Source organism: Deinococcus humi (assembly GCF_014201875.1).
GTDB classification, from domain to species: Bacteria; Deinococcota; Deinococci; order Deinococcales; family Deinococcaceae; genus Deinococcus; species Deinococcus humi.
Window position 1 is genome coordinate 628,497 of sequence record NZ_JACHFL010000001.1, and the last position, 11,726, is coordinate 640,222.

General features: G+C 66.2%; 14 protein-coding genes. 3 read left to right on the top strand and 11 right to left on the bottom strand.

From position 1 onward, the window contains the following. Window positions 1-217: 217 nt before the first annotated feature. The 8 genes from HNQ08_RS03160 to HNQ08_RS03195 form a co-directional block, all read right to left on the bottom strand. A complete protein-coding gene (locus tag HNQ08_RS03160; RefSeq protein WP_184127618.1) occupies window positions 218-1,174 on the bottom strand; it encodes a branched-chain amino acid ABC transporter permease in 957 nt (318 codons plus the stop codon). Further along, window positions 1,171-2,061 (bottom strand): branched-chain amino acid ABC transporter permease, encoded by an 891-nt coding sequence (locus HNQ08_RS03165; protein WP_184127619.1) that lies wholly within the window; start codon window positions 2,059-2,061, stop codon window positions 1,171-1,173. The genes HNQ08_RS03160 and HNQ08_RS03165 overlap by 4 nt, the downstream gene beginning before the upstream one ends. A gap of 79 nt (window positions 2,062-2,140) precedes the next feature. Then, entirely contained in the window at window positions 2,141-3,364 is a 1,224-nt protein-coding gene (locus tag HNQ08_RS03170; protein ID WP_184127620.1) for an ABC transporter substrate-binding protein, read from the bottom strand. Window positions 3,365-3,399: 35 nt separating this feature from the next. After that, window positions 3,400-4,146 carry an ABC transporter ATP-binding protein gene (locus HNQ08_RS03175; protein WP_184127621.1) on the bottom strand — a complete coding sequence of 249 codons (747 nt, stop codon included), beginning with the start codon at window positions 4,144-4,146 and terminating at the stop codon, window positions 3,400-3,402. Further along, window positions 4,143-4,943 carry an ABC transporter ATP-binding protein gene (locus HNQ08_RS03180; protein ID WP_184127622.1) on the bottom strand — a complete coding sequence of 267 codons (801 nt, stop codon included), beginning with the start codon at window positions 4,941-4,943 and terminating at the stop codon, window positions 4,143-4,145. Before HNQ08_RS03180 ends, HNQ08_RS03175 begins: the two co-directional genes overlap by 4 nt. A gap of 165 nt (window positions 4,944-5,108) precedes the next feature. Further along, window positions 5,109-5,735: a 1-acyl-sn-glycerol-3-phosphate acyltransferase gene (locus HNQ08_RS03185; RefSeq protein WP_184127623.1), complete on the bottom strand. Its 627-nt coding sequence runs from the start codon at window positions 5,733-5,735 to the stop codon at window positions 5,109-5,111. Between the two features lie 263 nt (window positions 5,736-5,998). Further along, window positions 5,999-6,502, bottom strand: coding sequence for a GNAT family N-acetyltransferase (locus tag HNQ08_RS03190; protein ID WP_184127624.1), 504 nt, complete (start codon window positions 6,500-6,502; stop codon window positions 5,999-6,001). After that, window positions 6,486-6,956, bottom strand: coding sequence for an EVE domain-containing protein (locus HNQ08_RS03195; RefSeq protein ID WP_184127625.1), 471 nt, complete (start codon window positions 6,954-6,956; stop codon window positions 6,486-6,488). Before HNQ08_RS03195 ends, HNQ08_RS03190 begins: the two co-directional genes overlap by 17 nt. A 238-nt stretch (window positions 6,957-7,194) precedes the next feature. Here HNQ08_RS03195 and HNQ08_RS03200 point away from each other — a divergent pair, with 238 nt between their 5' ends. The 3 genes from HNQ08_RS03200 to HNQ08_RS03210 all read left to right on the top strand — a co-directional run bounded on the left by HNQ08_RS03200 (window position 7,195) and on the right by HNQ08_RS03210 (window position 9,520). After that, window positions 7,195-8,058 (top strand): N-acetylglucosamine kinase, encoded by an 864-nt coding sequence (locus tag HNQ08_RS03200; RefSeq protein WP_184127626.1) that lies wholly within the window; start codon window positions 7,195-7,197, stop codon window positions 8,056-8,058. Between the two features lie 73 nt (window positions 8,059-8,131). Then, on the top strand, window positions 8,132-9,211 hold the full coding sequence (locus HNQ08_RS03205; protein WP_184127627.1) for a S1C family serine protease: 1,080 nt from the start codon (window positions 8,132-8,134) through the stop codon (window positions 9,209-9,211). Between the two features lie 72 nt (window positions 9,212-9,283). Then, window positions 9,284-9,520: a hypothetical protein gene (locus HNQ08_RS03210; RefSeq protein ID WP_184127628.1), complete on the top strand. Its 237-nt coding sequence runs from the start codon at window positions 9,284-9,286 to the stop codon at window positions 9,518-9,520. 16 nt (window positions 9,521-9,536) lie between these two features. Here the strand turns inward: HNQ08_RS03210 and HNQ08_RS03215 are convergent, their stop codons facing one another. From HNQ08_RS03215 to HNQ08_RS03225, 3 genes are all read right to left on the bottom strand, one after another. Further along, window positions 9,537-10,460 carry an aldose 1-epimerase gene (locus HNQ08_RS03215; RefSeq protein ID WP_184127629.1) on the bottom strand — a complete coding sequence of 308 codons (924 nt, stop codon included), beginning with the start codon at window positions 10,458-10,460 and terminating at the stop codon, window positions 9,537-9,539. Next, window positions 10,457-11,185, bottom strand: a complete 729-nt coding sequence (gene rlmB / locus HNQ08_RS03220) for a 23S rRNA (guanosine(2251)-2'-O)-methyltransferase RlmB (RefSeq protein ID WP_184127630.1) — start codon at window positions 11,183-11,185, stop codon at window positions 10,457-10,459. Before rlmB ends, HNQ08_RS03215 begins: the two co-directional genes overlap by 4 nt. A gap of 92 nt (window positions 11,186-11,277) precedes the next feature. Next, complete coding sequence (locus HNQ08_RS03225; protein WP_184127631.1) at window positions 11,278-11,652, bottom strand: nuclear transport factor 2 family protein; 375 nt, start codon at window positions 11,650-11,652, stop codon at window positions 11,278-11,280. Window positions 11,653-11,726: the final 74 nt, after the last annotated feature.

An 11,726-nucleotide genomic window follows, 5' to 3' on the forward strand; every position in this document is an offset into this window, starting at 1 on the left:
CCGCGCACCAGACCAACGGGCTCGCCCGCTTCACTGCGGGCCGTCCAGTTCACGGACGGGTAGGCAGAGGAGTTCATCTGGTGTGGGCACTTCATCGGCAGTCAGGCAAAACGTCATGTGGGGCGTCGTGCTGCCTCGTCTCGACCAGGGCATTGCAAAAGCCAGTCCATAACAAAAGCCCCCGCACACGGCGAGGGCAAAACAGACAAGAGCGGCTTTAGCGGCGGCGCAGCCACCCCTGAACCGTGCCGACCACCCCGGCGCGGAAGAAGAGCACCACCACGACAAACACCAGCCCAGTCACGATGCCCACCGGCAGATCCGAAGTGGTCAGGCGGTCCCGCAGCAGCAACACCAGGCCCGCGCCCACCGCCGGGCCGAACAGCGTGGTGGTCCCGCCCAGCAGGGTCATCATCACGACCTCGCCGCTGGTAGTCCATTTGGTCACGTCCAGGCTGACCACGCCGTGGCCGAAGGTGTACATGCTGCCCGCCAGCCCGGCCAGCCCGGCGCTGATCAGAAAGGCGGTGAACTTGAAGCGCACCGGGTTGTAACCGATGCTCTGGGCGCGCACCTCATTGTCGCGCACCGCCTGCTGCGCCTGACCGAAAGGGCTGCGCACTGTGCGGTAGGCGATGTAGAACCCCAGCGCGAACACCGCCAGACAGAAGTAGTAGCGCGTGACGCTGTCGCTGAAATCCAGGCCGAACAGGCTGGGACGCTCGAAGCCCTGGAGGCCGTTCTCGCCGCCTGTCACGTCGGTCCATTGCAGCGCCACGAAATAGACCATCTGCGCGAAGGCCAGTGTGATCATGCTGAAGTAGATTCCGGCGCTGCGGACACTCAGGTACGCAATGGGCACGGCCAGCAGCAACGCGCTGAGGGTCCCTCCCAGCATGGCGACCGGTACGCTCTGACCGTTGGACAGCAGGAAGGCCGTGACGTAGGCACTGCTGCCCCAGAAAGCGGCGTGACCAAAGGACAGCAGGCCCGAGAAACCGAACAGCAGATCGAAGGCCACCGCGAACAGCCCCCAGGCCAGAATATCCAGCGCGAGCACCGGGTAGATCAGCCGGGGCAGAATCAGCAGCAGCAACCCCAGCCCAATCAGCCACGCGGCACGGACGGTGCGGGCGCGGTCGTTGTGGGCGGCGGTGCGGGGCAGGGCGGTCACCGCGTCCCCTCGGGCAGTCCGAACAGACCGCTGGGACGCACCAGCAGTACGACGGCCATCAGAATAAAGACCAGCGTGTTGGCAATCGGCGGGTAGACCGCCGCCCCCACCGCCGCCAGTACGCCCACCGCGAAGCCGGTCACGATGCTGCCCAGGATGCTGCCCAGCCCACCGATGACCACCACCGCGAAGGTGGTGATGATCAGCTCCGCGCCCATGTACGGCTCGACGCTGTAGATCGGCGCGGCCAGCACCCCGGCCAGCCCGGCCAGGCCCACACCCACGCCAAAGACGCCCGTCACCCATTTGCTCACGTCGATCCCGAAGGCCCGCGTTACCCCTGGATTCTCGGTGCTGGCGCGAATGATCGCTCCCACACGCGTCTTCTCGACCACGAACCATGTCACTAGACAGATGACCAGCGTTAGCGCGATCACGAACAGCCGGTACTTAGGAAAGACCACGAAGCCCAGGTTGACCACCCCAGTCAGCACATCCGGTGTGGTGTACGGTGCGCTGGACACGGCGAACTGGCTGAGCATCACCTGCTTAACCAGATCCTGGGTCAGCAGCGTCAGGCCGAAGGTCAGCAGCAGGTTGTAGCTGGGTTCCAGGCCGTACAGCCGCGAGAGCAGCGTGCGCTCCAGCAGCATGCCCAGCGCCCCCACAATCAGCGGGGCCAGGATCAGCGCGGGCCAGAAGCCCAGCCCGAAGGCCTGTCCCAGCGCGAAAGCGGTGAACGCTCCCAGCATGTACAGCGCCCCGTGCATGAAGTTGACGATCCGCAGCATCCCGAAGATCACCGCCAGACCCAGGCTCAGCAGGGCGTAGAACGCCCCGTTGACCAGCCCGTTGAACACTTGAATCAGCAGCAGTTGTGTATTCATCTGTTGTCCATAGCGTGAAAGGCGCAGGGGGCAGGAACGCCCGGTTCAGCGTTCCCGCCCCACTCCCCCTAGCCCATCCTCAGAACTTGCACTTGACTTCGGCCAGCGGGGTGAAGGCCTTGGCGGAGGGAATGGTGGCCACCTTGGTGAAGATGTCACCGGCCTCCTTGGCCTGCGCCTTGGGTTTGACTTGCACGGTGTACACGTCCAGCGTCACGCGGTGGTCCTGTGGGCGGACGTAGGCGCTGCGGGCAAAGAAGTCGCTGAAGCGGTGGCCTTCCAGGGCCTTGACCACCGCGTCGCCGTTGTCGGACTTGGCGCGAGCGACGGCCTGCAGGTAGGTCGTGGTGGCGCTGTACACCCCGGCCTGCGCCCAGGTGGGCTTCTTACCGAAGGCCTTCTCGAACTTGGCGGACCAGTCGCGGCTGCGCTGATCCAGGTTCCAGTACCACGGCACCGTCGCCAACGCGCCCGCAAAGGCGTCCTGGCCCAGCGCGGCCACGTCGGTCTCGAACAGCAGGCCTATCCCGAGGCCGATGCCCTGCTTTTTCAGGCCGAACTCGTTGTACTGCTTGACCACGTTCACCAGATCGTTGCCCGCCTGCATGGTCCCGAAGATCTTGGGCTTGAGGCTCTGCGCTTTGAGCAGGTACGAGGAAAAATCGGTGTTGGGGAACGGCGTGGCGTCGCTGGCCGTGACCAGCTTGCCGCCGTTTTCCTTGACGGCCGCCGTCATCTGCCGGTCCAGATCCTGCCCAAAAGCATAGTTGGGGTAGATAATGTACCAGCTGTTCCCGCCGCGCTTGGTCACCGCGCTGCCCGTGCCGTTGGCGAGCATGTAGTTGTCGTAGGCGTAATGGAAGGTGTACTTGTTGCACTTCTCGTTGGTCAGCGCGGTGGTGCCGCCAGTCACCACCATCACCGGAATCTTCTTGCCCTTGGCGACCTCGGAGGCAGACAGGGCGGCGGAGCTGGTGGGCAGGTCCATCAGCACGTCCACGTTCTGACGGTCAATCATCTCGGCGGCCTTGTTGCTGGCGACGTCGGCCTTGTTCTGGTGGTCCACGCCGATGACCTGCACCTTGCCCTTGTAGGCGGCGTTGGCGGCCATGAAGTCATCGGCGGCCATCTGCGCGGCCTTGACGCTGCCGGGACCGGACAGTTCCGAATACACCCCTGACAGGTCGGTCAGCACGCCCACCTTGATGGCGTTGTCGCTGAGTTTGGCTCCCTGCGCCAGCACGGCGGTCACAGAAAACAGGGCGGCGGTGGCAATGATGGCGGTCAGTCTGGCTTTTTTCATGGTGGAATCCTCCGGAGGGAACAGGGAGAGAGGGGTCAGACGCTCAGGTATTTCAGCAATTCCTCGCGGCGGGTCAGGGCGTCGGCGCGGGGCACTTCGTCGACGATCTGGCCGTCCACGAAGACGTAATGGCGGTCGGCCAGTCGGGTGGCGAATTTCAGGTTCTGCTCCACCAGCAGCACTGACAGGCCCTCACGACGCAATTCCTCGATGATGTCGCCGATGCGCTGCACGATCACCGGTGCAAGGCCCTCGCTGGGTTCGTCCAGCAGCAGCAGCCGGGGGGCGCTGCGCAGAACGCGCACAATCGCAAGCATCTGCTGCTCGCCACCCGAGAGCTTGCTGCCGGGGTGGTGGCCACGCTCGCGCAGGACTGGAAAGGCCTCATAGGCACGTTCGGTGGTCCAGCCGCCGGGGCGGGCGGGTGGCAGTTCCAGGTTCTCGCGCACAGTCAGGGTGCTCATGATGGCGCGTTCCTCCGGCACCCACGCCAGTCCACGCGCGGCGACGCGGTTGCTGGGCAGCCTCAGGATGTCCTGCCCGTCGAAGATGACGCTGCCGGTGCGCGAGCGCAGCGCGCCCATGATGCTGCGCAGGGTGGTGGTCTTGCCCGCCCCGTTGCGCCCAATCAGGCTGACGATCTCGCCCGGCTGGACGTGCAGGTTGACGCCATGCAGGACGTGGCTCTGCCCGTAATAGGCATTCAGGTCCCGCACCTGCAGCAGCGGGGGCGGAGGGGCGAGTGGAGCGGCGGCGCCCGGGGCCGTGTACGGCGCCGTCATTCGTCGCCCTCATCGCCCAGGTACGCCTCAATGACGCGGGGATCCTGGCGCACCTGTTCGTAGCTTCCACTCGCCAGCAGCGAGCCGTACTGCAACACCGTGATGCGGTCGGCCAGTTCCGAGACCACGCTCATGTTGTGTTCTACCAGCACCACTGTGCGCCCGCGCGCCACCTGCCGCACCAGCGTTTTCACGCGGGCGATGCCCTCCGAACCCATCCCGGAGGTGGGCTCGTCCAGCAGGAGCACGCGCGGGTCCTGGGTGAGCGAGATGCCGATTTCCAGCTGCCGCTTCTCGCCGTGGCCCAGATCCGCCGCCAGCCGCGCATGCGAGTCGGCCAGCCCCACGTCCGAGAGAATGATGTCGGCCTGTGGCCCCAGCCGCTGCAACCGTGAAATTGGCGTCCAGAACTGCCCCGGAAGGCGGCTGCGGGATTGCAGCGCCACCAGCAGGTTTTCCCGCACGGTCATGGTGGGAAAGACGCTGCTGATCTGGAACGAGCGCGACAGCCCGCGCCGCACGATCTGGTGCGGCGGCAGGGTGTCGATGCGCTCCCCGAAGAGGCGGATCTCGCCCGACGTGGGTTTCAGGAAACCCGACAGGAGATTAAAAAGCGTGGTCTTGCCCGCTCCGTTGGGGCCGATGATGGCGTGGATCTCGCCCTCATGAATGTCCAGAGTCACGTCGTTGGTGGCGCGGAAGCCCCTGAAATCCTTGACCAGATTCCTCGCCTCAAGGGCCACTCTCAGCCCATGGATCGTGCCAACCGGGGCAACAGGGCGGGTCTGGGCCGTCATGGGAAGCGTCTGGATGCGAGTTCGAGCATCGTCCCGTCCTCCTTGCTAGGGTTGGATTTTGGTACGTCGCAGAGTGTAACGCCCCGGCGTTACGTGTGGGTTACACCTTCGTTCGCTCCAGGCCGCAAGAGGCCTTTTCCTGGCGGAACCAGCGCCTGTCCCAGTTCAGGCCAAATCGGTCGGAGTGGCCTCTTCGGGCCGTGGGATCACGGGCGACTCATTGGCGGGGACACGGCCCCGCACGTCGTGCAGGAGTGCGGCAATCCGGGCGAAGTCAGCTTTCAGATCGCCCGTCGGCTGGATGTACCCGATGATGCCCACGCGTTTGCGGCCCCAGTCCAGTGCGGTCACGGCAATCGGCACGCCCGCCTGCAGGGCCATGTAGTAAAAACCGGTCTTCCAGTACCCGGCCTGCCCCCGGCTGCCCTCCGGCGCCACGAGCAGCACGATCTCTTCCTCGCGCTCGATGACCGAGACCACCGCGTCCACGAAGTTGCCCCCGGCGCGGCGGCGATCCAGGGCGATGCCGCCCACGGCGCGCATGAAAAGGCCTTGCGGAAAACCGAACAGCTCGCGTTTGCCCACCCAGTGCAGTGGAATGCGGGTGGCCCACTTCCAGAACAGCCCCGGCCAGAAGTCCAGATTGCTGGTGTGCGGCGCGGCAGCAGTCACGAACTTGACGGCCCCGCCGGGCGGCGGTTCCAGCAGCGGCGTCCAGCCGGAGAGCCGCAGGAGGAACAGCGACACGCGCGAACCCAGCGTGTGCGGGCGGCCCTGCCAGGTCACAGTCACGCGGCGAGTATACGGGCAGCGGGTCTTGCAGAACTCTTGCGCGGGACGGGTCAACGCAGATCGGGAGTGGTCACCCGCCCCGGTTCTGTCGCCACGCGTGGTGTGGCCTCAGTCCCGCCGGTTCTGGAGGCGCACCCGTAGAGGCTGGCGTTCCGGCTGTTTTTGCAAGGAGGCCAGCAGCAGCGAGAAAACGATGGCCAGTCCGGCGAACACGAGTTCCATAGGGCAGTGTGGCCCAGCGTCTCTGACAACGGCGTGACAGCTCAGTCCGATAAGTCCAGCCGCATGAGGCGAACCGGGCCGTCTTCGCCCTCCAGCACGGCAAGAGGCAGAAATCCCACCTTCACACAGGCGCGAACGGCCCGCGTGTTTTCAGAGGCAGGGTCAATCAACACCCGCCGCAATGCTGGCCGCTCGGCACGCAACTTTCCCACAAACGTCCGGATGACCTGTGGCCCCCACCCCTGCCCGGTCAGCTCGGCGTCACCAATCAGCACGTCTATCGCCCAGGTTTCGCCGTCACTTGCCGCCCAGCTGTAGAAACCATGCCCCGGTGTGATGTGCTGGCTTTGGATGAAGCCCGCTGCCCACCCGTCCAAGCTGAAAACGAAGCCGGGGACCTCCCGCCCAGGGCGGCAATAGGGTGCCCGTACCGCCGCCACGTCACGCTCACGGTCGTCCCAGAAGGCGCGCACATGAGGCTGCGGCAACCAGCGCGTCAGCGTGGGTAGATGCGCTTCGCTCAGCAGTTCAAAGGTGATCCGCATGCAGCCCTACCGCCGCCAACGCCGCCTCAAACTGCTCGGCTGTCACGGGCAGGACGCTCAGCCGCGAGCCCTTACGGGTCAGCGGCGAAGTCTCCCACCCGGGCAGGGCACGGATGGTCTCCAGTGTCAGGAGAGTGGGAAAAGCGCACACGGCTTCTACCTCCACCATGCTCCAGCGCGGCTGATCCGGATCAGATGTGGGATCAAAGTACGCGCTGGCCGGGTCAAATTGCAGATCGTCCGGAGAGGCGGCCCGCGTCACCCGTGCCACGCCCGCGACGCCCGGCGTCTTGTTGCGCGAGTGGTAGAACAGGCACAGGTCACCCGCCGCCATCTGCCGCAGGAAATTGCGTGCCTGGTAGTTGCGAACGCCGTTCCAGGATTCGCGTTCCACGCGTTCAAGATCGGGGTAGCCGAAGACCTCGGGTTCAGATTTGAGGAGCCAGTGGGACATGGGGTTCAGCGTAGAGCAGGGACGGGAATCAGCTCCCCCATGTCGCCGCCCATCCAGGCTCGGCCCAGGCCCCAGCGCGTGGAACAATGCGTCGGATGAACCTGTCACGCAGCCTGCTTGTGTCCTGTCGGGCACGCCCGGATAACCGCCCGCATCGCCCCGCCCTCATGGGCTCAATGACGCAGGTGGCCCAGCAGGGTGGTGGGCCTGCCCTTCGCGCGGCGGCAGCGGACAGGGCATGATCCTCAGCATCGATCTGGGGGCGAGCAGCAGCAAATGGGCGCTGTTCTCTGGGGAGGAGATCACAGCCAGCGGGGTTTACGCCCCCCTGTCCGGCCACCTCTACACGGCCGAAGCCCGGCAGCGTCTGGGCGAGGGGCTGGCAGAAATGCGCGCCGCTGTCCCCGCACGGCCCTCTTCAGTCGTGGCGGGCGTCACCGGGCTACAAACTGAATACACGCCGCTGATCGTGGACCTGCTGTCCTCGGCCTTCGGCCTTGCGCCCGAGACGCTGTACGTCACCGACGATCTGCACCTGGCCTACGCCGCGCATTTTCCCGCTGGCGGCGGCACGCTGGTGTATGCCGGAACCGGCAGCATGGCCTATCACCGCACGGTGGCGGGCGAGGTGATGCGCGCAGGCGGCCACGGCTTTCTGATCGACGATGGGGGTGGGGCCTTCTGGCAGGGACGGCAGGGCCTGAAGGCGGTCCTGCGGGCAGTGGACGAGGGGCGGCGGGAGAGCCTGCTGGCCTCCAGGCTTTTCGAGGTAATCGGCTCCCGGCACTGGCCCGACATCCGCGCTTACGTGTACGGCGAGGGCCGCGCCGCCCTGGCCCGCCTCGCGCCCGCCGTCCACGCCGCTGCGCTGGACGGCGACCCCCACGCCCAGGACATCCAGCGCCGCGCCGGACAGGAGCTGGCCCGTCTGGGCCGGGCAGTGCTGGACCGCAGCGGGGGCCGCGACGTCGCGCTGTGCGGCGGCAGCTTCAATCCACTGGTGGCCGCGTCTTTCCACAGCCAATTTGCAGGCCGTGAGGTGGTCTTCATCCCCACCAGGTCACCCTTGCTGGGAGCGCTGGCGCTGGCGCCGGCAGGCTGAGCCACGCCTCCCTGCCCCTGGCTGCGTGCCTTTGCCTACCTTGCCCGCCTGCGGGGCACTCTAGACTGCAGCTGTGCGCGTATCGCCCTGGCTTCCTGTTCTGCTGATCCTGGCGTTGGGGGCCTACCTGTTGCCCAACTGGCAGCCCAAATTTGAGCTGGTTCCCCAGCAGCCTCAGCCGCAGATCTCCGCCAAGCTGCCGAATACGCTGCCCGAGGCCACCCAGGCCCTGTTCAAGAAGGTTCGCCCCGCCACCGTGCGCGTGGAGAGCCTGGACCCCCGCACGCGCGAGGCGGGCATCGGCACCGGCTTTTTCATCAGCGAGACCGGGCAGGTGCTGACCGCCTACCATGTCGTTAGCCTGGGCACGCTGTTTCAGGTCAGCACGCTGGACGGAAAATCGTACCGGGCGAAGGTGACCGCCTTCGACGCGCGGGCCGACGTAGCGCTATTGGAAGTGCAGGGCCGCGGCCCCTTTCCCTTCCTGCCGCTGGCTGCCCGTGCGCCGCGCGTGGGCGAGACCGTGCTTGCGGTGGGCAACAGCGGCGGCGATTTCCTGCAACCCCGGCGAGGCAAGTTACTGCGGCTGGGCGCAGCGGCCGCGCGGGCCGACTTCCCGCAGGGGACGCTGGAAATGAACGCGCCCCTGGCCCCCGGCGACAGCGGCGGTCCGATCATCGATGGGCTGGGCAAGGCTATTGGCGTGGTCAGCTACATCAGCGTGGACAGCAGCGGCATCACCCGGCGCAGTTACGCCGTGCCGGTGGTGGACGGCGACAACCTGATCACGGCGCTGCGGACAGGAGAGAAGCGCGACACCCCGGTCCTGGGCATTGAGCTGGACAGCTTTCACAGCGGCCTGATCGAACCGGCGGGCGGCGTGATCGCCCGGGTGGTGCGGGGCAGCCCGGCGGACCGCGCGGGATTGCTGGGCGGCGAGTACGACGCCAACAGCAACCTCACGAAGCTGGGCGACGTGATCACGACCGTGGGTGGTCGGCGCACCCGCGACGCCAACGAGGTCATCACCGCCCTGAGAAGTGGCGAGGTCGGTGACACGGTGACCATCGGCTATCTGCGCGGCAAGCAGCCCCGCGAGACCCGCATCACCCTGGTGGCCAGGGCCAGCCTCCCCAACCTGCCGGGCGAGTAGAAGGCGCAACGGGTAAAGACAGGGTTATCCGGCACCTATCTGCCCTTCACAGCGCTTCAGTAGCCTGTGAGGATGTCTAGAGCCTTCGTGAAGGAAGAAGCGGGCGCCCCCTGGACGCCGCCGCGCACCGCCCGTGCCTACCGCATCGTCTGGACGGGCGATGCGGGCCGTGAAAGTCCGGTCCAGCCGGAAGTCATGCGCGAGACCGATGATCTGCTCGACGCCCTGCGCTGGCTGGCCGCCCGGCCACGCCCCGGCTTTGAGTTGCGCAGCGCGGACGGCGAACTGCTGGCCACGAACGCGGCCTGAGCGGCAGTCCTCGCTCCTACCACTTGCCCTCCAGCGTGATCCGCACCGTTCCCGCCAGATTCTGCCCCGGTGACAGCACCCGCATGTCCACCCCGCCCACGCCCCTTGCAGCCAGGTTAAAAGCGTCGGTGGCGTGTGAGACGGGTTCCAGCGCCAGATTGCCGTCCGGCGCGGTGAACACCACCAGATGTGAGTAGACGTTGTCGGCGGTCTGGACCACGGCCCGTTCGGGGTGCCCCGTCTCAGACCAATCCAGCCGTGCGATACCGTCCCAGGCTGTGAAGGTCCGGTCAATCTCACGCCCGCCGATGTGCGCTGGCGCGCGGTAATCCTCCCCGGGCCGGACCTCGCGTGCGCCGCCCAGCGTGAGGCTTCGCTCGTCGGTGTCATAGGTCAGGGGGGCGTCAAAGGTCAGGGTCGGATCGATGCCGTCCTGCAGCCGCTCGAAGTAGGGGTGCAGGCCCATCCCGGCAGGCATATCGCGGGTGTCGACGTTGGTGAGCGTGACGGTGGTGTCCAGATGCGGCCCATGGAGGCGGTATTCCATGAGCGCCGTGAAGGCCCAGGGCCAGTTCATGTCGTCAAAGTCGCGGCTGTCGAAGGTGCAGATCAGGTGGCTGTCTGAGGCGCGCCTGACCGTCCAGGGGCGATTGCGAACATCGCCATGCTGGGCCAGTCCATCTCTGGTGTTGGCCCGAAGTTGCACTTCCTGACCCCCGAACGTGAAACGCGCGTCCCGGATACGGTTGGAAAAGGGCAGCAGGACAAAACTGGCACATTGACTGCTGGTCTGAACGTCCGCCAAGGCCACGTCCCGCAATACCGGGCGGCCCGAAGCGGCCCGCAGGTTCAGGATGCTGGCCCCCAGTTCGGGAAGAACCTCCAGGGTCATGGCGTCACTGGAAATCTTCTCGGTGTGGCGACTTTCAGGCCTGTTCATGCCTTGCCGCGCCCGCGCATCACCTCGTGGATCAGGATGCCAGCCGCTACCGAGGCGTTCAGGCTGTCCACCTGCCCACGCGTGGGAATGGCCACCAGCACGTCGCATTTCTCGCGCACCAGTCGGCGCAGGCCCTCACCCTCCGCGCCGATCACCAGGGCCACGCGTCCGCTGAAATCGGTCCGGGTCACGTCCTGAGCGGACTCGCCTGCCGCGCCGTAGACCCACACCCGGTCTTCCTTCAGGGCGTCGATCAGCCGGGGCAGGTTCTTGGTCTGCGCCACCGGCAGGTAACTGGTGGCCCCCGCCGCCGTTTTTGCCACCACCGGGGACAGCGGGGCGCTGCGACGTTCCTCCACCACCACGCCGTGTGCCCCCAGCACCTCAGCGCTGCGGATGATCGCCCCGAAATTGCGCGGATCGGTAATGCCGTCCAACAGCACGATCAGCAGATCCTCATCCTTGGCCTCGGCGCGGTCCAGGATGTCGTCCACCGTGGCCCAGGCCAGATCCTCCACCTCGGCCATCACACCCTGGTGCGCGGTGGTCCCGGCCAGCTGGTCCAGCTCAATGCGCGGGGCAAAGCGCAAACGCACGCCGCTGTCCCCCAGCGCAGCTTTCAGCTCTGCCACGAAACTTTCCTCGACGCCGCGCGCCACCAGGATCTCACCCACCCGCCCATCTCGCAGGGCTTCGAGAACCGGATTCCTTCCATACAGCAACATGCCGGGCAGTCTAGGGCAAGCTGGCCCCAACCCGGCAACGCCGTACAGCACCAAGCCCTCCGGCGTCGGAGGGCCTCCTGGGGGTTCTTTACTTATTCCTGCGCTGGACTCACGAAGGCGGCGCTGTCGTAATAGGTGCGGAAAGCGCCCACCTTGCCGTCCTTGATCTCGATGATGCTGACGCCCCGGTACTCGATGTCGTCACCGTTCTTGAGCTTGCCGCGCGCGTTCCACTCCATCACGCCCTGACCGTCACTTTCGTGGTGGTGCGTAAATTCGCTGCGAATCTCCTGGAAGTCGCTCAGGTACGACTCCCAGAAGGCCTGCGCGCCTTCCATTCCCTGCCAGGTCTTCGTGGTCAGGTTGCTGAGGGTCACGTCCCCGGCGTGCAGGGCCACCAGCCCGGACGGGTCCTTGCTGGCTTCGGCGTTTTGCAGCGCGCTCATGAACTCTTCGGTGGTGGTCATACTTCACCAGACCATCCAGCCCGCGCGCAGAGGGTGTGTCGTCTTACCATCGAAAAGTTTGGTGAAGCCGTCCG